The following is a 24726-nucleotide window of genomic DNA, read 5'->3' on the forward strand; positions in this document are numbered from 1 at the left end:
GCAAAAGGCACGACCGGACATTATTAAGTCCGGTCAGCCTGTAAAATCTCACGCTTGGCGTTTACCTGCCTTGCTTCACAGGAGCGGCGCCGCGGTACAGCCGCATGGAGCTTTGATCGGAAGGAGCGGCATCAACCGCGCCGCTCCTTCTGATCTGCCCTTCTACTCCTCCCATAAGGTGGGAGTTTAAAAATTGTGACTCCACGGCTAAAAGCAGCGGAGCGGGCAGAATTGTTCTGAAGAAGCGTCAGCGTTTGCCTTTATCCCCGGATTTTAACCTTTGAATGTTTTATATAATCCAGAAAATCCGGGGGTAACAGCAATCGGAAGAACAATCTGCACGCGCAGCGCCTTCAGCGCCTCCAACACCGCCACAGTCACTTTTTAATCTGTCACTTTTAAACTTCCACTTTATCCCGATTCCACCCACTCATCCGCGGACGACCCACGGAGTAGTATTCCAGCCCGGAGCCTTGGATCTGTTCCTCAGCGAATACGTTACGACCGTCAATGAGAACCGGCTTGCGCAAAATGGAGGCCAGTTGTACGAGATCGACTTTTTTGAACTCTTCCCAATCGGTCAACAGGCACACAGCGTCGCTACCTTCAGCGGCTTGCTGTGGGGATGAGCACCACATAATATTCGGGTGATCCACGCGCTCCTTGAATTTATCCATCGCAATGGGATCATACAGTTTGACAATAGCGCCTGCCTGAATGAGCGTTTCTACGATTTCCAGTGCTGGAGCTTCGCGGATGTCATCTGTATTTGGCTTGAAGGCGAGGCCCCAAATGCCAATGGACACACCGTTCAGTTGACCCAGCGATTCGCGCAGCTTGGATACAATCATAAAGCGCTGGTCGGTATTCACCTCGACCACCGATTTCAATAACTTAAATTCATAGTCTACATTACCTGCAATTTGGATAAGCGCATTTGTGTCTTTTGGAAAGCAAGAGCCACCATACCCGATCCCTGCTTGTAGGAAAGAGGAGCCAATCCGTTTGTCCATACCCATACCGTCAGCCACACAGGTGACATCGGCGCCAACCTTTTCGCAAATATTAGCGATTTCGTTAATGAACGAAATTTTAGTTGCCAGAAACGCATTGGACGCGTATTTGATCATTTCAGCACTACGGATATCCGTCACATAGATTTTATCCGTGAACACCTGATGCAGAGTGACCATGGTTTCACGCAATCCTGTATTGTCCAAACCAATAATGATGCGATCCGGATAAAGCGTATCATTGATGGCTGAGCCTTCTCTCAGGAACTCCGGCGCGGAGACGATATCGAAAGACAAACTCGTGTGACGAGCCAACACGTCCTTAATTTTTTCGTTCGTTCCGACAGGTACAGTACTCTTGGTCATAATAATCTTATACCCGTTCATGGCTTTCCCAACATCAGCGGCCGCCTGTTCAATGTACGACAAATTCGCCTCACCGTTAGCCAGAGAAGGTGTACCTACCGCCAAAATTACGATATCCGAGCGGCGTACCGCATCGGCCAAATCCGAGGTGAACTCCAACCGACCCGCTTCCAGATTCAACGCGATCAATTCCTCAATACCCGGTTCATAAATCGGAGATTCTGCCCGGTTCAACATGTCGATTTTGTGCTGCTCCAGATCGACACAAATCACCTCATTACCTTTTTGCGCAAAACATACACCCGAGACGAGCCCAACGTATCCAGTACCGATTACAGCCAGCTTCATTCCGTTCATCCTCCTTTTAGAAAGTTCACATAGGCTTGTTCTACATACTTTTTTAATTGATCCTTGAAGTTTTCTTCATCAAATTTGCGCGCATGGGTAATGATATCGTCCACATTCCACGCATGTTGCTCAACCTTTTCGACGGCCTCCAGCACATCCTCTACTTGATGCTTGCGGAAAAATACGCCGTTCACATGAGGAACAATCGTATCCAGCGCTCCCCCACCCTGAAAAGCTATGACAGGCCGTCCAGCCGCATTCGCCTCCAAAGGCGTAATACCGAAGTCCTCTTCACCCGGAAAAACGAGCGCTCGGCATTCTGCCATCAGCTTGTTAACCTCTTCATCCTCAAGCCTGCCGAGGAACTCAATGTTCGGGGCAGCCATACCTTCGAGTCGTTTACGGTCCGGTCCTTCACCCACAATGCGCAGCTTGAGACCGTTACGTTTGAATGCTTCGATCGCGAGATCAATGCGCTTGTAGGACACCAATCGGGATACGATCAGGTAATAGTCACCGATGTTTGTAGCGCGTTTAAAACGGGATGTATTAATAGGTGGGAAAATCACATCCGAATCCCTTTGGTAATAGTGCAAAATTCTTCGTTTTACAACCGAAGAGTTGGCGACAAACTGGTCTACGTTGCGAGAAGTTTTGGCATCCCATGTTTTCAACCGGTTCATGTACAGCTTGAGCATGTTTTTGAGCAGGTTGGATTTGGACTGCCGGGCCATATATGTATCGTAATCCCAGGCAAACCGCATCGGTGTGTGACAATAACAAATGTGAAACGTATGTTTGGGTACCTGGATGCTTTTCATAAATGCACTGCTGGAGCTTAAAACAATGTCGAAATCCCTAAAATCAAAATCACGGATAGCAATGGGATACAGCGGCAGCACTCCTTTGAAGTTGTCCTTCACTCCTGGGACTTTTTGTAGCCAAGTGGCTCTAATATCCGCATCCTTCAAGTTACGCGACAGGCGGTCGTCGCTGAACACCGTTGTGAAGATAGGAGCATCCGGATACATATCGTGGAATACCTCTACTACCCTTTCCGCTCCGCCCATTTGGATTAAGTAATCGTGTGCTATCGCTATTTTCATCTGAATCATCCTTTAACGCGAATGTCGGTCAGACTCCTGCCAACAAACCCTTATAGTAATGAACTATATCCTTAACTGTGTTCTCGATGACAAAATGCTTCTTGACCCGTTCCATCCCTCTCTCACCCATCTGCTGACGTTCTTGTGGATGCTCCAACATCCAGCGGATGGCTTCTTCCAGCTTAGCCGGATCACCCGGTTCAATAAGCAGCCCGGTTTCATGGGGTACCACCGTTTCCTTGGGTCCCCCCTCATTGGAAGCAATCACGGGGAGACCCGCAGCCATGCCTTCAATAATGACCTGACCGAATGGTTCTGGTGTAATAGAGGTATGAATCAGCAAATCACAACGCTGCATCAGGCCTTGAATGTCATCGACGTGTCCCAGTAGATTGACGTTAGCCAATCCGTATTCGCGCATCGTGGACTCTAATCGTTGCTTGTATTCCTCTTCTCCGAACAACGCATCTCCAGCCAGCCAGAATTTCACGCGCTGATCCGGTAAAAAGGAGCGTGCTGCTTCCAGTAAAATATGCTGTCCCTTCCATTCCGCCAATCTGCCGACCAATACGACGTTAAACGAGTCATCACCACGTAAATGTGAAGCCGTGTCACGTGCTGTAATTGCTTTGGCAAAAGCGGAATAAACGACAAGCGTCTTTTTGTCCGGGGGTAACTCCAACGCACTCAGCGTGGACTTGGAATTAGCAATCACTCCGTTGGGCAAAAAGCGGGACATCAGCCGAATCCCTTTGGCCACAATCGGCTTCAGATACGGCGGACCGATGTGGTCACGGATATGCCAGATCAAGGGCAGCTTCGCCGATTTGGCGGCTACTGTACCATACAGTGCAGACTTGAGCGAGTTCGTGTGAACGCACACGACCTTTTCCTCACGCAGCAAGGGCGCAAGTTTTCTACCGTAAGCCAGCAAACGAAAAGCTGCTGCAGGCGCACCTAGATTCACGGCATTCCGTCCCCGATTGCGAATCGAATCGTCCAATGGAACGATGCGCACATCAATATCACGCTGCCGAAGCCGATCTGCCAAATCGCCCTCCTCTGCCAAAATAACGAGCGGGTCGATATGTTCCCCGATATTCGTCAGTATGTTGTACAAAGCGACTTCGCCGCCGCTCCATCTTGCCGTATGGTCAATATAAGCTACTCTCATCATTTCGCCGCCGCCTTTCTATCAAGGACCTGTCGGAACACCTCTTCCACCTGCTCCGCTACATGTCCCCATGTATATCTGCTCAGGACATGGTCCCGGCATTCCCTTGCATTCGGTAGAAGTTCACGATGATCCAGCACACGTAGCAACCCTTCAGCAATGGCTTCACTATCCGTTCCCTTGAACAAAAGCTCGGGACGGAATCCTCTTAAAATCTCCTTGTTGCCACCCACAGGAGTCGCCAGCACCGGCAGTCCCGAGGCCATCGCCTCCACTGTGATCAGACCGAAACCTTCCAGTGCCTGTGTGGGTACAACGAACAAATTCGATGCTTGGTGGTACAGTGGAAGCTCCTCATCCGACACATAACCGAGCAGCCTTACATGGTTATGAAGATTGTATTCCGCCACCTTGGAAGCCAATTCCTCCATCAAGGGGCCCTTCCCTCCAATCAGCAACACATGATCAGGATGACGCTCGGTTACTCGTCGCCATGCTTCCAGTAGCTGTAGTAGTCCCATTCGATTAACAAGACGACGAACGGTTAGCACAATCGTCGCATTTTGCGGCAAATTCAGGTGCTTCCGCACCGCTTCTTGATCCTCTGCCGGGTGGAACCTTTCTACATTCGCAGCACCAGGAATAATATGAATTTTGCTGAGTGGAACCTTATAGTGCTCATGCAAAATATCCCGAAAAGTCTCGCTTAGCACTATAAATTTATCCGACAGACCGTAGGCCTTCATTTCAATGGATTTAGCCAACGTCGTTTTTAGAAAATGCTTGATGCCCTGTCCTTCAATCTTCATTTCCTCCGTCCACGGTCCGTGAAAGGTGGTAACTACCGGGATTCCTCTTTTTTTCGCCTCCAGCGCTGGCCCGACACTATAGGGAGCAAAATGGGAATACAATATATCCATCGGTTGCTTGTCGAACAGCTCTGCTGCATATTTTTGCATTAGCTCCCGGCGCTTCCAGATGGATTGCTGCTTGCTGCCAATCGTATGAATCCGAATACGGTCGGGCGCTTGCGGCTGCTCGTCACTACAGATTAGAGCATCCAACGTATTGCGCTCTAACGTAAGCTGCTCACAGATCGATTTAAAATATGTGTTGAGGCCTCCTGGCTGCAAGGACGGCCAGCTCAGCCCCGTTGCCGCAATACGAAATCCGTTATTGTACGACATAGCTGGTTTCTCCTTTCTGCTCGGTATGTCCGTCATCCACGATTTCTATCTTTTTTCTCCGCTTGGTTAGCTCATAATGCTTGAAGCAGACGAGAAACTCATACATCACCCAGAATACTGCTACGGCAAAACCCGCCAATCCCTTGCGGTATAAGCCTTGGACAAAATACTTCTGCACAAAGCGGGCAGGAGGCCGCCACAACAGTCTGGTAATCCGAAAGGATCTTCCTTTGTTAAATGCCGTCTCTGCTTCCAGATCTGTATATTTGTTAAAACGGGTCATATGATCACTGATGCTGCGGAAGCCGTAGTGCCATAACACGCCCTCCAGATTGACAATCTGGGAAGAGGCTACATCCGGCATTTCATGAACAAGACTATTCGTAATGCCATAAATACGCCGATTGTACAAACGAACCAGGTATTCACCTTTGTTCATCCATTTGCCAAGAAAATCTCCAATCCGGAATACGGAATATGCTTTGGCCGGATCGTGGAGCGTTTCCTTTACTTTCAACAAGTCTCCAAGCAACTCTGCATCCACTACTTCGTCCGTATCAATCAGGAATATCCAATCAAATTCCGCTCTTTCAACACCAAACATGCGCTGCTTGGCATAACCAGGCCACGGGTTAGAAAACACCCGACAGCCCAAGGATTCAGCTACCTGAATCGTATTGTCCTTGCTCCCTCCGTCAATGACGACGATATCGTCCGCAAAGGGCTTGCAGGATTTAATGGCGGCTGTGATTCGAGTGCCATCATCCTGAGCGATAATAACTACGGATATCCGGTTGTCCGCGGGAACGCTAGACATGTGGTTCATTAGCGGGTGCCTCCTTCTTTATCTAACCGTTAACTGGCTTTTTCCGGATGTAGTGCGACATCGTTGATCGGAGCCATTGAAAATCTTGTTTGGAAATAAGCAGTCTTGGAATCTTCATTTTTAGAACGAATTTAACATTACATAAAATGAAAATGAACCGTAGAATCCCCGAAGACAGCATTGCTATCCCTGCACCCGTCAATCCATATCTCGGCACGAGTATGGACAGCAATGGAATGACGAGCGCCAATCCGACACCCTGTAGAATGGTAACCAGTTTGGGCTTACCCAACGCCATAAATTGTTGTGCCAGCACCATGGTCCCTCCACTGATAGCAACCTCAAGCACCAAGAACCGGAATACCGTGAGTGCTTGTTTAAACTCTTGACCATATAACAATGTAAATACGAACGGAGCAATCAGCATCAGCATCACCGCAGCCAGAAAGGTTGCCGTTGATGTCACTCGAAATGCCCGAAATGTTATGGCCACCGCCTCTTCCTTATTCAGACCGGAGGCTTTGGGAAACAGCACGACAATGATCGAGGTAGAAAATACATTCACCATCCTGGCCAAGCTGACCGCTACTGCATATAAACCGAGATCAGCGGGTCTGAGCAGACCCGCAATCAAAATCTGATCAATATAAGTGGAAACCTGCCCCATGAGATCATTTCCGTATGAACCCATACCGTAGGTAAAGAGATTTTTAAATTGCGTCCAGCTGTTCTTTACCTTTGGTTTGTACAGCCGAATCATTCGTATCGTGACACCGATATAAATCGGCAAGCCTGGCAGTAGATAGGCCAATGCCGAGGTGTACGGATTCATATTTCCGGTTAGGATCAGAATCGCCAGACCCAGCAGTGTACTCAGCGGTACCAGATACCGGAATAAATTGTACTGCTTATATTCCGAGCGAACTTGAAGCAATGCATTATTGATCTGTGAAATCGCTATGAGCGGACACATCATCATGGAGCACTGCGCGAAAAGTATGACCGATGAAGAAAAAGAGCGCAGCCAATAAGGAATTAGAAAAACTCCGACGAGTGTCGCCAAGCCCCCGAACATGGTAGCCAGCAGCAAGGCCAGACCATACAGCTTGCCCGTTTCCTCCGGTTTCCTTTTTGCATTGTAAATCAATGCAGACGGGACACCGAAGCTCATGCAGAAGGCGAGAAATTGGGACCAGTTCACCATCGCTGTCTGTTCCCCGCGTCCAGTAGGACCCAGGAATCGTGCCGTTAGCACACCAGTCAGCATATTCACGACGAGAATCAGCATACTGAATATCATCGTTTTTACTGCTGCAGAGCTGTTATCCTTGCTTTTGGCAAACCGAATCACTGTGGACCATAGTGTCCGGACAGGTGCGGATAATGCTTGTAAGTTTTGCACAGCCTTTACCTTCTTTCCGCGATGACATCTTTTGCCCATAGTCCTATTCCGATCATCATCCAGATCAGATAGCCGCGCATACCGGGGAAACCATTATCTGATATGAGACTGGCTACAGCTCCGGCCCACGTAGCCAACGCCAGTCTGATATAAGGCTGACTGGCATCTCGTTCGGCAATACGAGCGAGAAGGCGCTTGATGATAACGAACAGACCACCGAAGAAAAAGAATGCCCCGAAAATACCGAAGGTGAGGAAAATGGCGATATATCCATTATCCATAATCCCAAGTTCGCCGAGATCGCCGCCGTTATCAAGCTTGGTTCCGATTCCTACACTCCCGATCCCCTGCCCGACCGGATTGCCAGCAATCGCCGGAAGCATCGTATGCAGTAAATCCAAACGTTCATTGTACGAATGATCCTGCTGAATATCCGTCAGCGTCTGCATGCGAGCCACCAAACCTTCTGCCCCTGGAAGTTTTGGAACAATGATGTAGAGAAGAAGGCCAACTATAGCTAGTTGAAACAAGGTTTTCCACTTTCCCTTGGAAGATGAACTGAGAATGTAAGCCAGTAACATGACGAAGGCAATTAGCCAGGCTGAACGTACCAGCGTGATTAAGAGACAAACGACCGTCAGCAGGATTCCGATCCATCCCAAAGTGCCACGCCAACGTTTTTCCATTAGCATGGGTACAAGTGCCATCGCCAGGAAAATAGCGCAGGGACCGGGCGAGTTCATGGAAGAAAATACTCTGATTTGAAGTGGTTCTGGAACACCAATGGAATTCATTTCTACATGATTCATCCAAAATGCATCCCACGGAGGCACCGTCAAGTACTGGATAATGCCGTAAATTGCCACAAGAACAGCAATGTTGGCATATGAATACAGCAGTCGGTCAAGCTCCTTCGCCTTCATGGGCTTAATCGCAAGATAAGGCAACAGGATCAAAGGAACCACATAATTGGCTAAATCATAAGCAAAAACAATACCATTTTTGAATAACCCGACCACACTTCCGTAGGCCAATTCTATGCCGAAAAATACAGCAATTCGGGTCAAGGGTTTTTCCGCCTGATGAATGCCTCGCAACACAGGAATAATCAACATACTGCTTACCAGCAGCGGTGCCACGCTCAACAAGGAAACCGAGTGATATGTTCCCTCCATCCAATCCGCAATGCGGCGGATTTCCGGGCCTACTGCCCAAACTGCCAGTGTGTAAGGAATCAGTAGCCGCGATTGCAGGATCGCCAGCAGGAAGGCCGGAAAAACGAGCGCCAGCAATATGGCTCCCTGCTGGCTCATGGTGGGATTCATCTTGGCGCTGACAAATCCGATGGCGAGTGGCAGTATACAAGCCAGCAATCCCATGCCGATCATGCTGATTCCACGCCGATTTCCTAGCCAAACGGAAATCTGCTGATCTGCCAACCGACTCATGTTTCTCACCCCTGACCTCCCTTCATCCGCTTCCGCTTGAACATCTCCTTAAACAGCAGAACGAGAAATTGGGAATCCTCAATCAAATATCTTTTCCACAATCGTTTAGGCTCCTGAGACAACCTCCAGAACCATTCAAATCCCGTCTTCTGCATCAGCTCCGGTGCTCTTTTCACATTTCCCGACAGGAAATCAAAGGTCGCTCCCACCCCAATCGAAATCGGAGCACGGTAAGTCTCATAATATCTGTAGATCCATTTTTCCTGTTTAGGTGCACCTACACCTACAAAAACGATGTCCGGGCGAGCCTCTTGAAGCAGTTGGATAATGTGCCTATTCTCCTCCTCGTTTTTCTCAAAGCCATAAGAAGGAGAGTAACAGCCCACCACATTCATGTTCGGATAAGATTCCTGGAGATTGAGCATAGCCTTCTCAGGAATACCGTCAGCTGCACCCAGAAAAAATAAACGATAGCCTCGATCCTCAAAAGCCTCTCCCAGCCGAGTGAACAAATCTGACCCGGACACCTTTTGTTTGAGGGGTTTTTTCAGTAACTTGGACGCCCATATGATAGGCATCCCATCGGCCACTACAGCTCCGGCATCCGAATACACCTTGCGGAATTCATCATCCTTGCGAAGCTTGATCACATGATCGACATTACAGGTCAAAATGTAGGAATGACGCTGATGTTCAATAGAAGTATCTATAAATTCGAGTAGATCATTAAAATCGTAATTATCAAAGTTGACATCGAACATGTTCACTCTGCTCATCGTATCACTTCTCTTTGCGAAAATCGGTTTGAGTAGATGTCTGGTATAACGCGTTCAAATACCAGCAAAATGGAATAATCATCTGAACCGTCGACAACGTATTATCTGAAAACGAGTAGATCAGAAAGCCTGCAATTAAGCTTGCAAAATAAGGTTTGATAGACTTGGCAAGCGACCGGTAAATGAGAGCGAACACGATCAGCAATGAAAGCATTAATAGCCCGCAACCGATATATCCCGTGTCAAAATAAAAGCGTATATACTCGTTATGCGGTACAACAAAGCCATTGAATAATGTCCCATCGTTCGCGACCGTTACCGCGCCAAGACCTCTCCCTGACCAAGGGTAATCATGTACTCTGTTCAAAAAATATTCCCATGCCTCCGAGCGTCCCGACAGGTCAATGCCTGTATCGGTCTCCCGTTCGAAGGAGCGTTTTTTTAAATTGTTCCATTGCAGGGCCACCGCCCCCAGAGCAACCAAAAACGATCCGGCCAGCGGTAGCAAATAATTGACTTTCCCCTTGAGGTACTGACGGGCAATATCAAACAGATACACAGCAAACATTAATAACAATGCCAGAATCGGTCCACGTGTACCGGTGGCGATCAGAATCAGAAAGTTCAGTGCCAACACAGTGTAATAAAAAGCGGCTTGCTTGGGTTTACGCTTGACCTCAATTAGAGAGACAGCAATTCCGAGAAAGGAGAGCATTGCCAGATGCGGCGGTATATTCGCTCCTTGTACTCTGACTGCGCCCGTAAATTCTACATCCGTAAACGAATGCAGCCCTAGAACCTGCAAACCCAGTCCAATGACCACACTAATAATGGGCAACAAACTGATCAATCGGATATGCTTTTCTGCCACATCCTTTTTCCACTGGATCAGTAAAAAAAAGAAAGGGAGTGATAAACCGACGAACGCCTTGACGGCAATCGAGGTCGTTAACAAAGGCAGCCATGCTGAAAATCCAAATGTGATCCCCAGCATGATCACCAATGCCCAGACCGGATAGCTGAACTTGAGACGTATGCCATACACGAGCATACACGGCACCAGCAGAGCCAAAATGCCCAATTTGTACAATGACAAAATCTCAATACCGAACACGCCACCCTGATACAGAGAATCGACTGAGACTGCTGTACTTAGCAAAACAGCGTAGCTGATGCGCTCTGGATGATGTATGGAAACAGCCAGCAAGAGCAGTAAACATACCGCCGCAATACTGACCACCGGCTGATAGGTAGCCGCAATTCCTACAGCAAGAGCGCCCAGTAGAAAAATAAAAACATGCTGTATGGTGTTTATTCTAGTAGTCCAAGGATAGTTACTCATGTTCCATCTTTCACCCCGCAGCTGACTCGCTTTTCCGGTTGCGCAGTGTATCCAGCGTCCCACGGATACTTTCAAGCCTGCATCGGTTCAACAGCTTCCTGCCCTCACTACGCGCCAGCAGGGAATCCACAGTGATGTATAACACTTTGGCTGCTGTCTTCGCCATCAGCATCGCGTTGCCGCGCAGACCTACGGCCTGAGCAGCGTTAGACATGCCCTGACAATAGTAGCGGTTCATGATCCATTCTTTCGTTAACCGTGAAGCCGGCACAAAATGTTCCACAGACATGTGTGGATGATACATAATCGTTCCACCATTTTTACGGATTTGCTCGAATACCCACGATTCTTCACCTGATAGAAGGATATCTCCCTTTCTGCCTAGATGAAGCGGGAACATAACGGCGGCAAAAGCCGTTTTGCGCATCGCCATATTCGCTCCAAATGGATTCAGTCCCGACGGATATTCACGAACGGCTTTGCCCAGATCAATAATCGTGTAAGGCAGTTCAAGCGGGCCTGTCAGCCAACCCGGTCGTTCCGTCTCAAACATAGGGTTAATTTTCCCACCCATAGCCGTCAGCTCAGGATTGTTCCCGAATGCTGACATAATCGTTTGCAACCATGTAACACACGGAATTGCATCATCATCGAGAAAAGCAATGACTTCCGCTCTTGATAACGTAATGCCTGCATTACGAGCAGCAGACAGTCCTTGTTCGCGCTCATAATGATATCGGAGATGGATATTCTGACCATGGGCGACGGTGAACCTTTTGATCGTCGCTGCTGTATGATCGGTGGATCGGTTATCGACCACAATGATCTCAGCCAGTGCTAGGTCTTCCAGCTCCAGCAGGGACATTAACGTTTTCTCCAGCAGGTCCGCCCGGTTATAGGTGCAAATAACGACGGACACTGCGGGACATCGCTTGAATGCATCCATCAGTAAGCATCCTTGGAGAACAGCATTTTAACGCCTGTTTTCATGATGATTTTCAAATCGAGCCACGTATTGCGAACATGAATATACTTCAAATCCATTTGCACCATTTCTTCGAAGCCTACACTGTTACGTGCGCTCACCTGCCAGTAACCCGTACATCCCGGTGTTACAATCAGGCGTTGCTTATCATAATCGGAATATTGCTCGACCTCGCTGGGCAACGGCGGACGCGGACCGACTAAAGTCATGTCGCCGACCAACACGTTCCACAGCTGCGGAATCTCATCAATACTCGTCTTGCGCAGAAAACTGCCAATTTTCGTGATCCGAGGATCGTTTTTAATTTTGAACATGGCGCCGCTCACTTCATTCAGCTCCATCAAGTCCTTTTTCAGTTCCTCAGCATTGGACACCATTGAACGGAATTTATACATATCGAATAACTTCTCATTCTTGCCCACCCGAGTTTGCTTGAAAAACACGCTTCCCTTTGGGTCTTCGAGCTTAATCAAAACGCCTACCACTACAAAAAGCGGAAGCAAGACGATCAAGCCCACGAACGACAGCAGCATATCAAGGAGGCGTTTTGTGACCAGGTAGGACGTTTTATCCTGAATTTGTGTATTTCCGTATGGCATGTAAAACGCTTTACCTGACATGACAGCCTCGCCGTCCTCCGGTAAATTTTCCATGCTCATGCTGACGTACCCCCTCTCAACCTGCCGTGGTTGCTTTCTCGGTCTTTTTCAACCATTCATTCATGGCCTCCATAACCGGATACTTCAAATCATCGCTGGCAAGTGCAAATTCAAGTGTGGTTAGAATATATCCAAGACGTTCACCTACGTCATAACGTGTGCCTTCAAAATCATAGGCGTACACACGCTCACTCTGATTCAGCTTTTGGATCGCATCCGTCAACTGAATTTCGCCGCCAGCTCCTTTTTCTTGAAGATCAAGATACTTGAAAATTTTCGGTGAGAACACGTAGCGACCCATAATAGCCAAATCGGATGGCGCTGTGCCTGGAGCCGGTTTTTCTATAAAATTATTCACTCGGTACAAGCGTCCGTCCTGCTGATCCGGTTCAATGATGCCGTACCGGTTCGTAAATTCCTGCGGTACCCGCTGCACACCGATAACCGAATTTTGAGTTTCCTCATACTGATCCATCAGCTGGCGCAGGCAAGGCTTCTGACCTGTTACGATATCATCGCCCAGCAGCACACCAAACGGCTCGTCCCCGATAAAGCGTCTTGCGCACCATACCGCATGTCCAAGACCTTTGGGTTCTTTTTGGCGAATGTAGTGAATTTCCACTCCCGAAGAACGCTGCACTTCCTCCAGAAGCTTCAGCTTACCGTCCTCGAGCAGTTTAGATTCCAGCTCAAATGCGTTGTCAAAGTGGTCCTCAATGGCACGTTTGCCTTTACCCGTAACGATAATAATGTCCTCAATACCAGAAGCAATCGCTTCTTCCACGATATATTGAATCGTAGGCTTATTGATAATTGGAAGCATTTCCTTAGGCATCGCTTTTGTGGCAGGGAGGAAGCGCGTACCTAACCCTGCTGCTGGAATAATGGCCTTTTTCACTCTTTTCGTCATCGCACTCATTCTCCTTGCTTCATCGAATTTTGGTGTTGCTTACTTCACCTGATTCATCACAATTCCAACCAGCGTCGCACTGGCCTGCTCCATGAGTTGCTTTGTTTTGCGTAGATCTTCCCGTTTGGTACGACCATGTCTAGCAACGAGAATCACACCATCCGTCAAGCCTGCAATCAGGCGAGCATCCGTATAATTCAGCGCCGGAGCCGAATCGAGCAGGATGATGTCATATTCACGTTTGAGCTCTTCCAGCAGCTCAGCCATACGTTCGCTACCGAGCAGATCTGCTGCGTTGTACAGGGTGTCTCCACCGGGAACAACCGATAGCTCCAGCCCACCATGCCTAACGATAGACTTGGAAGAAGCCCCGCCGCGCAAATAAGCCGATAGACCTCCGGTATTCTCCATTCCGAATATCTCGTGCAGCGCTGGTTTATGCAGATTGCAATCCACCAGAGCTACCTTCTTGCCTTCTTGCGCAAAGGAAACTCCGATGTTGGCGAGCAGTGTTGTTTTACCCGCTCCGCTTTCCGGCGAGGTCAACAATAGAACCGTGCCACGGTCCTTTTGCCCAATCACCTGTTGCCGGATGTATGTACGGAGGGATCGAAATGATTCCGAGATATACGATGATGGATTACTTTCTGTAATCAACATGTCATTCAATCGCAGCATATTTACGCTCCCCTACCCGTTCTTTGGAATTTCCGGCTGCTCCATCGACGTCCTTCTTGCGAATGACTGGAATCGATGCAATTACCGGAATACCGATGTCCGCGTCCGCTTCTTTCTCCGAGCGCAACGTACCGTTAATGCTTTCCAGGAACACAATCGTGCCCAATGCAATCATCAGCGATACGAGAAAACTAATCGCAATATTCATGAGCGGGTTCCCATTAATCGGGTCAGGATTGGCCTGAGGGTCCGCTTCATTTAAAATTTTCACATTATTCAATTCCATCAATCCCGGAACTGTCTGTACGAATTTCTGGGTTACCGCGTTTACAACCGCTGCGGCCTGTGGATAGCTCCCTGCCTCAAACGTCAAACCGATAACCTGACTTTTATCCGAGGATTTAATCTGCAGCTTCTCTGCCAACTTCTGCTGCGTCAAACCGAACTCGGGATGAGCCGCTACAACAGCGTCCATAATTTTAGGTGAAGTGAGAATTTGCTTGTAGCTTTCCACCAAATTAAGACTTGTGTTGACGTCGTTCAGATTGTTACTCCCCTGCTTGGCGGAAATATGATTAACCAGCAGTTGGCTTGAAGCGGAATAGACTGGCTTCACAACATTGTCGCTCACAAAGTATGTTGTTACACATGAGAGAATGACAAAAATTGCGATCAGCCACAATCTTCTTTTGATCAGGACTAGATAATCCAAAATGGTTTTCTCCACAAAAATCCTCCCTCCTATACATTTTCTCTTCTTATTTTAAGTATGATCTAATTGTAACAATCCGTTGTGTGAACGACATGGAACCGAATGGCACTTTCTCCCTCACTACGGGGGGAGGGGAATGTATACTTTCGGATACGGCATGGTATACTTTTGTACCATGCTTTGTCGATTATGGAAAAAGAAATCGAAAAAAGCCTCAAAATCACAAAGCTTGGTGATTTTGAGGCTTTTCTTTCTACTCGCATATGAAAGTGCAGCGCAGCTTATAGAGTCAGCGCATCATTGTTGGCTCGTACTTCGCCAGACCGATGGCATTGGCATACAATGCTGCCTGCGTACGATCCGCTAGCCGCAGCTTGGCCAAGATCTGACTGACATGCTTTTTGACTGTGAACTCACTGATAAATAACCGGGATGCAATTTCACGATTGCAAGCTCCTTGTCCCAGCTCGACCAGCACTTCCTTTTCCTTGGGCGTCAGGTCGTCGGTCAGATTGCCCGCATCTTCACGCAGCTTGTTTTCGAGAATAGCCGGATCATAATATTTGCGTCCTTTGTTGACAAGATGAATCGCGTAAATTAGTTCCTCAGGCAATGCTTCCTTAAGCACATAACCGTCCACGGAAGCTTCCTCTGCTTTTAGAAAATCTTCACGTGTTGCGGAAGAAGTCAGCAAAATAAATTTGCTTCTGAAACCGCGTCCGCGCGCTATCTTGATAATATCCAGCCCCGATTCATCAGCTAGTTTCAAATCCAGCAGCACCAGATCCGGATCTGTTTCCTCGATCACCACAAGTGCTTCCTGTTGATTCTGGGCCTCTCCCGCAAACTGAACATTGGGCTGCATGGATATAACCGCAGCGAGTCCTTTCCGTACTAAAGGATGATCATCGACAATGACAATTTTCATGATTCGGCCTCCTGTCTACAGTTCAGGATTTGCATAATCCCTATGTATCCGATTGTTACCGCAGATTTTGTATTGCAGAATGTTCACACATTTTATTCGAGGATTTTGCAAAATCCTCATTCATAAGCATTTACCGGAATGGACAATCGGATCTGTGTTCCCTCTCCGATTCGACTTGAAATATCAAATTCGCCTCCCATCGATTGAGCTAAATATTCCATATTCATCATGCCCAGGCCCCCGCCTGCACTGACCGCCTCACCTCCTGCTACCATTCTCGCCGTCTCAAACCCTACTCCGTCGTCATGAATAGACAGTCTAATCACTTGGGGCGTCAATTTTAACTTCACATCAATTCGCTTGGCCAATCCATGACGGATTGCGTTCCCCGCCGCTTCGGAAATGATGCGGAACAAAGCCTTTTGGTACAAATACGGAAGTGAATAATGATCACCATGAATGTCAAAATCAATTTGTACATGGTTCAGCTTGGAGAGTGTATGCAGATGACTTTTCACCGTCCCTAACCAAGTTGAGCCTCCGCTTTTTTTCGAACTTAAACTATGAATCGCCCCTTTCAGCTCTCTAACCGCTTGGTTGGCAGATTGCTGAATTAGATCAATTTGCTCCTCCACCTGCTCCTTTGGCTGATGACACCAAGTTTGCCGGAGAGAATGCGTCGCGTACACAATACCAAAAAGACTTTGAGAAACATTGTCATGCATTTCATTTGCAATCCGGTTCTGCTCATTCGTCACAATCAGCTGATTTTCAATACGCTCCAGCTCATAGCGCTCCAAGAACACAGCGCTCAGCTCAGCCAAGAATATCAGTTGTTGCACGAGCCAGCGTCTTCCTGTCAGACTTTGATCCGGGCCCAGCTTGAGGCCAATCGTCGCTACAAAACGGGTCGTCATCGGTACTGTAATCATGAGGAAATCGCCCCATTCTGGCAGATGTCTGAAAAATGGTTCACGCTCTTCCCTGAATTCCTCCCGATAATTCCCCAGCTCCTCGAATAGCTGTTCCTCCTCCTCTACCGTCCAGCCTGTCTGGCTACTTTCCGGTGCATCCTCCTCCTGACTATCCAGCCAGAAAAATGCACGGCTCTGCTTTGTTAGCTTGACCGTATAGTCCGAGATGACCTGACCGAGATTTAAGGCCTCATTGTGGCTGGTCGTCTCCATGATGTGGTAAATCGACTTGATATGATCCATCGTCTCATTGGCTTGCTCTTTAGCCACCCTCAGTTCGTCCTTCATGACGCCGATAACCTGCATTGCCATCATAGTTACGATCAGTACCAGAAACAAATTGATGTTCTGCAATATAAGATCCCACAAAAAATATTGACCTGGTGTAAAAAAGATATAACAAATTGTAAGCACCAAGCCGATATAAGAAAGGAGGAGCGTCCAACTGTACCTCATAGATAGATGAGCACAAGCCACCAACATGGGGGTAATCACATACCATTTGAACGGGCTATCCATTCCTCCGGTCGGTAATAACAACAAGATGATCCCTGCGGTTTCAAGCGCAATGCTGCATTTCAATACCATATCATGAAGTCTGTACTTGCGGTAAATCCAAGTAAATGCTGTAACGGATAAAAATAGAAAGCCAATCAGTAATAGCTTCTGCCACACGATTAATCTCGATGATTCGAACAGAAAAACAAGTGACGTTAAAGATAGTGATACATAACGGTATAAAAAAATCATTTTGTCTTCTGCTGACTTCTTCAACTTCATCCTGTCACCCTATTCTGTGTTTTGAAGGGACGATGGGCATATTAGGTTTGTTTGTGTACTCTAAAAAAATCATAACCAATCCAAAAATAAATAACAAGACATAAACTCTTACGTAAACGGTTACATTCCAAAAAATTTGGTACTTTTTATAACATATTTACCGTTTCAGGAAAACATTTTGGGGGTAATGTCAGAATTTATGACGTTTGTCAAGGAAATAAATCACATTTTAGTAACCTAAAAAAGACTTGCTGGTACCACCGTGATTATAACAGCGGTATTCAGCGAGTCCTTTTTTAGTAAATTTGGTAGTCTACATTTTAACCCCCGGCACGCGCCAATTCACGCATATTGGCTTCAAATGCTGCCAACAGAGCTTCATCTCCGCTCAAACCAGTTGCCTCTTCTTTTTGGATCTGTTCAACCATACGCTTGTAATCCTTTGGAATCACTCGTACAAACTGCTGAATCGCAGTCTGCCAATCATCCAAAATACGTTGTCCCGCTTCACTACCCGTGTAAGTGACATGGCGTTGAATCAAGCCGCGCAAATCCGCTGCTTCTGCAGGATCTTCCACACCTTCCAGCAACACCATTTCCAGATTACAACGGCTCAGGAACGTCCCCTCAGGGTCATAGACATAGGCAATACCACCGGACATTCCGGCTCCAAAATTCCGTCCGGTTCCACCCAATACAGCTACACGTCCGCCCGTCATATATTCGCAACCATGATCACCAACGCCCTCAACTACAATACGTGCGCCGGAGTTCCGAACGGCAAAGCGCTCGCCTGCGATTCCGCTAATGTAAGCTTCACCGCTGGTCGCTCCATACAAGGCTGTATTTCCGATAATAATGTTTTCTTCTGCCTTAAAGGTCGCTTTGTGAGACTTTTTCACAATAACCTTACCGCCAGATAGCCCTTTACCGACATAGTCATTGCTATCGCCTTCCACGCTCAGCGTGATGCCTTTCGGAATAAATGCCCCGAAGCTCTGACCTGCCGATCCAATAAAGTTAAAGCGAATCGTATCCTCAGGCAGACCCGCCGCTCCATACTTACGGGTGACCTCGCTGCCCAGAATCGTTCCTACCGCCCGATTCACGTTTGTAATAGGTAAGGTACCCTCAACAGGCGTTCCGTTCTCCAGCGCTTCCGCAGCCATCGGTACGAGCTGTTGCATGTCGAGTGTTTCTTCCAGACCGTGATTTTGGCGTTGTACGCGGTAACGTACACTACCTTCTTCCAACTCAGGAACATGCAACAGCAAGCTCAGGTCTACGCCCTTCTTCTTCCAGTGCGAATCGGCGTTCACGGTATCCAGACAATCCGTACGTCCAATCATTTCCTGAATCGTACGGAAGCCCAATTCCGCCATAATTTCACGGACATCTTCTGCGATGAAACGCATAAAATTCACCACATGGGCAGGATCGCCCATATAATTTTTGCGTAGCTCCGGATTCTGCGTAGCCACACCAACCGGACATGTATCCATTTGGCATACCCGCATCATAATACAGCCCAACGCTACGAGCGGCGCTGTAGAGAAGCCGTATTCTTCCGCGCCCAACAGGGCAGCTACTACCAAATCGCGGCCAGACAGCATCTTGCCGTCTGTCTCCAATACTACGCGGTCGCGCAGGTTGTTTAGCATCAGCGTCTGATGCGTCTCCGCCAGGCCCAGCTCCCAGGGCATACCCGCATGGCGGATGGAGCCTTGCGGGGAAGCGCCTGTACCACCGTCGTAACCGCTGACCAGAATAATGTCAGCACGGCCTTTTGCTACCCCTGTAGCAATCGTGCCTACGCCTACTTCTGACACCAGTTTCACGTTAATGTCAGCACGCGGATTGGCGTTTTTGAGATCATAGATGAGCTCTGCCAAATCCTCGATAGAATAAATATCGTGATGCGGCGGTGGTGAAATCAAACCTACTCCTGGCGTAGAACCACGTACCTCAGCGACCCAAGGGTATACCTTCCGTCCTGGCAGTTGTCCACCTTCGCCCGGCTTAGCGCCTTGCGCCATTTTGATCTGAATTTCGTCGGCATTCACCAAGTAATTCGATGTTACACCGAATCGGCCCGACGCTACCTGCTTAATCGAACTGCGGCGAGAATCGCCATTGGCATCCGGTATGAAACGTGCTGGGTTCTCCCCACCTTCACCCGTATTGCTCTTGCCCCCGATCCGATTCATCGCAATCGCCATATCTTCATGCGCTTCCTGACTGATCGAACCAAAGGACATGGCTCCTGTCTTGAAGCGACGCATAATGGATGCAGCGGATTCCACTTCATCCAGCGGCACAGGCTCACCAGCAGGCTTCAATTGAAGCATGGAGCGAATCGTCAAATACTGTTCAGATTCACCCTGTACCAGCTTGGCGTACTTCTTGTAAAGCTCGTAGTCTCCCGAGCGTACCGACTGCTGGAGCAAATGCACCGTTTGCGGGTTAAACAAATGCTCTTCCCCATCGTTACGCCATTGATAGTCGCCGCCCGAATCCAGCACTTTGTCGTTGCCGTCCTTGTCAGTGAAAGCACGGTTATGATGAACCAGCGCTTCCGTAGTCACTTCCTCCAGACCAATACCGCCAATGCGGGAAGGTGTCCAGGTGAAATAACGGTCAACAAAATCCTGCTTCAGACCTACAGCCTCAAAAATTTGTGCTCCACGGTACGACTGAATCGTGGAAATACCCATTTTGGACAATATTTTAACGACACCCTTCGTTGCCGCTTTAATATAATTTTTAACTGCCTTTTCGTGCGAGATGCCGCGCAACAAGCCCTGCTGAATCATGACATCCAGCGTTTCAAAAGCCAGATACGGATTAACCGCGCTCACACCGTAGCCAAGCAGCACCGCATAATGGTGAATATCCCTTGGCTCCCCGGACTCCAGCAAAATGCTCACACGTGTGCGTGTACCCTGCTTAATCAGATGGTGATGCAGGCTGGAAACAGCTAGCAACGCCGGAATGGCCGCATTTTCCGCATCCACTCCACGGTCGGACAAAATCAGGATGTTATGACCTTTGTCAATGACACGGTCAGCCGCCTCAAACAATCCTTCCAGCGCCTTGCGTAAGCCCTCAGCGCCTTCCTTCGCTTCAAAGAAGATCGGAATTGTCATCGATTTGAAGCCAGGACGGTGTACGTGGCGAATTTTAGCAAACTCCTCATTCGACAGCACCGGCGAATCCAAACGAATCTGACGACAGCTTTCCGGTTCTGGATGCAGTAAATTGCGCTCTGGCCCAATCGTAGTTGCGGTTGACGTTACAATCTCCTCACGAATGGCGTCAATCGGTGGGTTCGTGACTTGGGCAAACATTTGTTTAAAGTAATTGTACAAACGTTGCGGACGGTCAGACAGCACCGCCAATGGTGCATCGTACCCCATTGAGCCAATCGGTTCTGCACCTGTAAGTGCCATCGGCTCTAGAATTTTGCGCAGTTCTTCAAACGTATATCCAAAAGCGAGCTGAAGCTGATTTACATTTTCATGTTTAGGCTCCGGCTGTTCCAGTGCTTCCGGCAGCTCATCCAGATCAACCAAGTGCTCATCCAGCCATTGCTGATAAGGTTCCTCGGAAGCAATACGTTCCTTTAACTCTTCGTCAGAAACGATACGGCCTTCTTGAGTATCAACCAGCAGCATACGACCCGGACGGAGACGATCCTTATAGAGCACATTTTCAGGAGCAATATCCAATACGCCCGCCTCTGAAGACAGTGCGATCAGATCGTCCTTGGTCACATAGTAACGTGCAGGACGCAGACCGTTACGGTCGAGAATCGCCCCGATTTGGATACCATCTGTAAACGCCATCGCAGCAGGTCCGTCCCACGGCTCCATCATGGTGCTGTGATATTCATAAAATGCCCGCTTCTTCGGGTCCATGGTTTCATGCTTATTCCAAGGCTCCGGCACCATCATCATGGCTACATGAGGAAGGGATCGTCCGCTCAGATACAGAAACTCCAGCGTATTATCAAACATGGCTGTATCTGAGCCATCTGGGTTAATGACTGGTTTTACCTTCTTGATATCTCCGCCAAACGCTTCGCTTTCAAACTGCGCCTGGCGAGCATGCATCCAGTTCACGTTGCCGCGCATAGTATTAATTTCGCCGTTGTGAATCATAAAACGATAAGGATGCGCACGGTCCCAGCTCGGGAACGTATTCGTGCTAAAACGGGAATGGACCAGCGCGATCGCCGATGTCACCCGCTCATCCTGCAAATCCAGATAAAATTTGCCTACCTGCTCGGTTGTGAGCATTCCTTTGTATACAACCTTGCGACATGACAAACTTGGAATATAGAACGACTCACCGTTCTCATCCTCTTGGTTATAGCGAATAGCAAGCTCTGCACGTTTGCGAATGACATACAGTTTCCGTTCGAAGTCCAGCTCTTCCTTCAAATCGCTACTGCGACCGATGAATACCTGACGCACGCCTGGTTTAGCTGCTTTTGCCGATTTACCCAGCATTTCGTCATAAGTTGGAACATCGCGAAAACCCAAACAATTTTGACCTTCGTCCACGATGATATCTCTTAGCTTCTGCTCATGCACTTCACGAACTTTTGGATCATTGGATACAAAAAGCATACCCACGCCATAATGTCCGGCCTTTGGCAATTTAAAGCCCAATCGCTCCGCTTCCTCTTGAAAAAACAGATGAGGGACCTGAATCATAATCCCTGCTCCGTCACCGGAGTTTGGTTCACTTCCCTGACCGCCCCGATGCTCCATATTCACGAGCATGGTCAAAGCCTGACTTACAATATCGTGCGATGGTTTTCCCTTGATGTGGGCAACAAAGCCCATGCCGCAGGCGTCTTTTTCGAATTGGGGATCATATAGTCCCTGTTTGGGTGGTAAACCTGTCTGTCTCATGGAACGCAACCTTTCTGTTATAAAGTCATGCTGGCCTGAAATACAGGCGGCCGAATAGAAGACAGTGGCGACAAGAGGTAACTCAAAGAACAACTACGAGGAATGGGGGACAAAACATGTGACGTATTCAAGGCGGTACGGTCCGCCGAATGCGTATGTTTTTCAATAATTATGCAATGGCTTGACTTGAAAAATACGTCGATTCCACTGATGAATCTAATTAGTTCTATCATTTTATCATTGACCTATCATGTTAGCAATTCAAAGTTTTTATGATTGTGATAATAAATCTTTTACATTACAGCTTCAACGTATCAATGCAAAAATATCTCATTTTTATGTATAAATATTCACTTTTAAAAAACAGCCTTTCCTATTCCTCTAAGGAACAGAAAAGGCTGACAAAGGAGATTTGATGAGTTTATAGACCATCAAGTATATTCCCGTAAATTAGATATCCGTATTAAAATTCGAGACTTTCGCCGGGCTTCAATGCTTTCCCTTCAATACCTTCTTTGTGCAGACGATCACAGAAGCCGTCTCCGTCCTGCTCAATACCCGGGAACGTATTGTAATGCACCGGTATTACGCGGCTTGCACGCAGCCACTTTGCTGCCAGCAGTGCATCCTCCGGTCCCATCGTATAACCATCTCCGATAGGCAATACCGCAGCATCGATGGAGTTAGTTTCGCCAATGAGACGCATATCGCCAAACAGGCCAGTATCCCCTGCATGGAAAAAGGTTTGGCCTCCCATGGTCAATAAGATCCCTGCCGGCTCTCCCATGTAAATGGTTTGCCCGTCCACCGTCAAAGATGAGCTGTGGAATGCAAGCGTGAATTTCACATGGAAACCGTCAAAGTGGTGACCTCCACCCAGATTCATACCATGAGCTTTGGCCCCCAAGGATGAACAATATTCGGCCAGTTCCGCGACCGCGATTACTGGACAATCATTGCGCTTGGCAATTTCAACAGCATCTCCAAAATGATCGGCATGACCGTGTGTCAACAACACGGCATCCACCTGAATATCCTCCGCCTGTACGGTTGCTTTAGGATTTCCCGTCAAAAAAGGATCAATAATAATCCGTTTCCCCTCTGCCTCTACCAGTACAACTGAATGTCCATAATATGTGATTTTCATATCATCTACGCCTCCTTTGTCACTTTCATTATTTTGGTTACTTTCCTTTACCTATTATACCTCTTTTGCATACTGGCTTCACCTGTACCCTAAAATTCGTTCACAAAGCTGAACCCTATTGTTTAGAAAGGGCTGTTATTTGTAGAAAGTATGATGACCGATAGTTTTCACCTTCGTACGCGAATGATGAACCGTAAGGTCCTGGGCCAACGTAAGCGACAGGAAAAAACAGGTGTTATCAGGCACGGCTTTATGGCCGTTCAAAGCAGCAGTAACCGCACGGATGCTGTCCTGGTTGGGCTGAACACGACGAAGACGCCCGTTCGCGACCGGACTAAATTGCGCTTTTTGATAAATCACTGCCTGAATCGTATCGGGAAATGGGGCTGACCGCAGCCGGTTTAAGACAACGTTGGCAACTGCCACTTTGCCTTCGTACGGTTCGCCTTCTGCTTCTGCCATCACTATTTTTTGCAGCAGGAGCAGTTCTTTAGCGGAGACAGGATAGCTCCAGGTAGACAACGCCTTGTCATCCTGCGTGAGCATTTTTGTCTTCGTAAAGTAGATGGTTGTAGGAGGGGTTAGGATTGCGGACTTGCTATGCTGGACCTCAGGCTTTTTCTTGCCTGTAGCAACGTTATTCCGAGCTTGTTCCGCCTGCTTCATCTGGGAAGCGGGTAACGGAGTCGGCATGATTTCTTTCCAGCTTGACTGCCCATGAGTAGCGACAAAGATGGGGCTTGTCCTGTTTGACCCGTTATGGGTCCCCATCCTGTCGCCATATGTAGGAGACGAAGAGTTCCCTGACCAGCTCAGAGATTGCATAGGTGTATTTTTATGATTTTTCTGTGTTTGCTGAACCTCAGCGTAGAGGCCTATCCCCAATATACAAACAAGCAGCACACTCAATAGAGGTGCAAACCAACGATGTTCTTTAACGATTTCCATAATGTTCCTCCCGTTAACTATAAGCACATTCCTCAGATATGTAACCTAAAATGCGCTTTTTGAATAACGCTGAAACACTATATCACTAAATTCGCTGA

19 protein-coding genes are annotated in these 24726 nt (G+C 47.9%); all 19 read right to left on the reverse strand.

Annotated elements, in window-relative coordinates; all coding sequences use genetic code 11:
• Positions 1 to 398: 398 nt before the first annotated feature.
• The 19 genes from MHB46_RS08250 to MHB46_RS08340 all read right to left on the reverse strand — a co-directional run bounded on the left by MHB46_RS08250 (position 399) and on the right by MHB46_RS08340 (position 24628).
• Positions 399 to 1727 carry a UDP-glucose dehydrogenase family protein gene (locus MHB46_RS08250; RefSeq protein WP_061830275.1) on the reverse strand — a complete coding sequence of 443 codons (1329 nt, stop codon included), beginning with the start codon at positions 1725 to 1727 and terminating at the stop codon, positions 399 to 401.
• Positions 1728 to 1732: 5 nt separating this feature from the next.
• Entirely contained in the window at positions 1733 to 2833 is a 1101-nt protein-coding gene (locus MHB46_RS08255) for a glycosyltransferase (protein ID WP_103048925.1), read from the reverse strand.
• 28 nt (positions 2834 to 2861) lie between these two features.
• The gene (locus tag MHB46_RS08260; protein WP_341162051.1) at positions 2862 to 4010 is read right to left on the reverse strand and encodes a glycosyltransferase family 4 protein; all 1149 of its coding nucleotides are present in this window, start codon (positions 4008 to 4010) and stop codon (positions 2862 to 2864) included.
• Positions 4007 to 5194, reverse strand: coding sequence for a glycosyltransferase family 4 protein (locus MHB46_RS08265; protein WP_341162052.1), 1188 nt, complete (start codon positions 5192 to 5194; stop codon positions 4007 to 4009). The genes MHB46_RS08260 and MHB46_RS08265 overlap by 4 nt, the downstream gene beginning before the upstream one ends.
• Positions 5181 to 6020, reverse strand: a complete 840-nt coding sequence (locus MHB46_RS08270; RefSeq protein ID WP_341162053.1) for a glycosyltransferase family 2 protein — start codon at positions 6018 to 6020, stop codon at positions 5181 to 5183. Before MHB46_RS08270 ends, MHB46_RS08265 begins: the two co-directional genes overlap by 14 nt.
• A 22-nt stretch (positions 6021 to 6042) precedes the next feature.
• A complete protein-coding gene (locus MHB46_RS08275) occupies positions 6043 to 7422 on the reverse strand; it encodes a lipopolysaccharide biosynthesis protein (protein ID WP_069291326.1) in 1380 nt (459 codons plus the stop codon).
• Between the two features lie 5 nt (positions 7423 to 7427).
• The gene (locus tag MHB46_RS08280) at positions 7428 to 8870 is read right to left on the reverse strand and encodes an O-antigen ligase family protein (RefSeq protein ID WP_341162054.1); all 1443 of its coding nucleotides are present in this window, start codon (positions 8868 to 8870) and stop codon (positions 7428 to 7430) included.
• A gap of 5 nt (positions 8871 to 8875) precedes the next feature.
• Positions 8876 to 9646 (reverse strand): WecB/TagA/CpsF family glycosyltransferase, encoded by a 771-nt coding sequence (locus MHB46_RS08285; RefSeq protein ID WP_028543109.1) that lies wholly within the window; start codon positions 9644 to 9646, stop codon positions 8876 to 8878.
• 4 nt (positions 9647 to 9650) lie between these two features.
• Positions 9651 to 10988: an O-antigen ligase family protein gene (locus tag MHB46_RS08290; RefSeq protein WP_071639860.1), complete on the reverse strand. Its 1338-nt coding sequence runs from the start codon at positions 10986 to 10988 to the stop codon at positions 9651 to 9653.
• Between the two features lie 10 nt (positions 10989 to 10998).
• Positions 10999 to 11934, reverse strand: coding sequence for a glycosyltransferase (locus MHB46_RS08295; RefSeq protein ID WP_341162055.1), 936 nt, complete (start codon positions 11932 to 11934; stop codon positions 10999 to 11001).
• Entirely contained in the window at positions 11934 to 12632 is a 699-nt protein-coding gene (locus tag MHB46_RS08300) for a sugar transferase (RefSeq protein ID WP_013309152.1), read from the reverse strand. The genes MHB46_RS08295 and MHB46_RS08300 overlap by 1 nt, the downstream gene beginning before the upstream one ends.
• Before the next feature lie 16 nt (positions 12633 to 12648).
• Positions 12649 to 13542 carry a UTP--glucose-1-phosphate uridylyltransferase GalU gene (gene galU / locus MHB46_RS08305; protein ID WP_013309151.1) on the reverse strand — a complete coding sequence of 298 codons (894 nt, stop codon included), beginning with the start codon at positions 13540 to 13542 and terminating at the stop codon, positions 12649 to 12651.
• 39 nt (positions 13543 to 13581) lie between these two features.
• The gene (locus tag MHB46_RS08310) at positions 13582 to 14220 is read right to left on the reverse strand and encodes a CpsD/CapB family tyrosine-protein kinase (RefSeq protein WP_013309150.1); all 639 of its coding nucleotides are present in this window, start codon (positions 14218 to 14220) and stop codon (positions 13582 to 13584) included.
• Positions 14204 to 14947 (reverse strand): YveK family protein, encoded by a 744-nt coding sequence (locus MHB46_RS08315; RefSeq protein WP_023987416.1) that lies wholly within the window; start codon positions 14945 to 14947, stop codon positions 14204 to 14206. Before MHB46_RS08315 ends, MHB46_RS08310 begins: the two co-directional genes overlap by 17 nt.
• A 274-nt stretch (positions 14948 to 15221) precedes the next feature.
• On the reverse strand, positions 15222 to 15860 hold the full coding sequence (locus tag MHB46_RS08320) for a response regulator (RefSeq protein ID WP_069291324.1): 639 nt from the start codon (positions 15858 to 15860) through the stop codon (positions 15222 to 15224).
• Between the two features lie 116 nt (positions 15861 to 15976).
• A complete protein-coding gene (locus tag MHB46_RS08325; RefSeq protein ID WP_341162056.1) occupies positions 15977 to 17614 on the reverse strand; it encodes a sensor histidine kinase in 1638 nt (545 codons plus the stop codon).
• A 320-nt stretch (positions 17615 to 17934) separates the two neighbouring features.
• Positions 17935 to 22533, reverse strand: coding sequence for a glutamate synthase large subunit (gene gltB, locus MHB46_RS08330; protein ID WP_341162057.1), 4599 nt, complete (start codon positions 22531 to 22533; stop codon positions 17935 to 17937).
• 463 nt (positions 22534 to 22996) lie between these two features.
• A complete protein-coding gene (locus MHB46_RS08335) occupies positions 22997 to 23680 on the reverse strand; it encodes a metal-dependent hydrolase (protein WP_029516186.1) in 684 nt (227 codons plus the stop codon).
• 135 nt (positions 23681 to 23815) lie between these two features.
• Positions 23816 to 24628, reverse strand: a complete 813-nt coding sequence (locus MHB46_RS08340) for a cell wall hydrolase (protein WP_341162058.1) — start codon at positions 24626 to 24628, stop codon at positions 23816 to 23818.
• Between the last annotated feature and the right edge of the window lie 98 nt (positions 24629 to 24726).

Source organism: Paenibacillus sp. FSL H7-0703, assembly GCF_038003485.1.
GTDB lineage: Bacteria > Bacillota > Bacilli > Paenibacillales > Paenibacillaceae > Paenibacillus > Paenibacillus polymyxa_B.

Excerpts from the sequence above, each read along its gene's own strand:
- MHB46_RS08325 (WP_341162056.1), bottom strand. The coding sequence starts at position 17,614 with ATGAAGTTGAAGAAGTCAGCAGAAGACAAAATGATTTTTTTATACCGT.
- MHB46_RS08285 (WP_028543109.1), bottom strand. The coding sequence starts at position 9,646 with ATGAGCAGAGTGAACATGTTCGATGTCAACTTTGATAATTACGATTTT.
- MHB46_RS08255 (WP_103048925.1), bottom strand. The coding sequence starts at position 2,833 with ATGAAAATAGCGATAGCACACGATTACTTAATCCAAATGGGCGGAGCG.
- MHB46_RS08280 (WP_341162054.1), bottom strand. The coding sequence starts at position 8,870 with ATGAGTCGGTTGGCAGATCAGCAGATTTCCGTTTGGCTAGGAAATCGG.
- MHB46_RS08290 (WP_071639860.1), bottom strand. The coding sequence starts at position 10,988 with ATGAGTAACTATCCTTGGACTACTAGAATAAACACCATACAGCATGTT.
- MHB46_RS08250 (WP_061830275.1), bottom strand. The coding sequence starts at position 1,727 with ATGAAGCTGGCTGTAATCGGTACTGGATACGTTGGGCTCGTCTCGGGT.
- MHB46_RS08310 (WP_013309150.1), bottom strand. The coding sequence starts at position 14,220 with ATGCTGCGATTGAATGACATGTTGATTACAGAAAGTAATCCATCATCG.
- MHB46_RS08260 (WP_341162051.1), bottom strand. The coding sequence starts at position 4,010 with ATGATGAGAGTAGCTTATATTGACCATACGGCAAGATGGAGCGGCGGC.
- galU (WP_013309151.1), bottom strand. The coding sequence starts at position 13,542 with ATGACGAAAAGAGTGAAAAAGGCCATTATTCCAGCAGCAGGGTTAGGT.
- MHB46_RS08295 (WP_341162055.1), bottom strand. The coding sequence starts at position 11,934 with ATGGATGCATTCAAGCGATGTCCCGCAGTGTCCGTCGTTATTTGCACC.
- MHB46_RS08270 (WP_341162053.1), bottom strand. The coding sequence starts at position 6,020 with ATGAACCACATGTCTAGCGTTCCCGCGGACAACCGGATATCCGTAGTT.
- MHB46_RS08265 (WP_341162052.1), bottom strand. The coding sequence starts at position 5,194 with ATGTCGTACAATAACGGATTTCGTATTGCGGCAACGGGGCTGAGCTGG.
- MHB46_RS08300 (WP_013309152.1), bottom strand. The coding sequence starts at position 12,632 with ATGAGCATGGAAAATTTACCGGAGGACGGCGAGGCTGTCATGTCAGGT.
- MHB46_RS08320 (WP_069291324.1), bottom strand. The coding sequence starts at position 15,860 with ATGAAAATTGTCATTGTCGATGATCATCCTTTAGTACGGAAAGGACTC.
- MHB46_RS08340 (WP_341162058.1), bottom strand. The coding sequence starts at position 24,628 with ATGGAAATCGTTAAAGAACATCGTTGGTTTGCACCTCTATTGAGTGTG.
- MHB46_RS08335 (WP_029516186.1), bottom strand. The coding sequence starts at position 23,680 with ATGAAAATCACATATTATGGACATTCAGTTGTACTGGTAGAGGCAGAG.
- gltB (WP_341162057.1), bottom strand. The coding sequence starts at position 22,533 with ATGAGACAGACAGGTTTACCACCCAAACAGGGACTATATGATCCCCAA.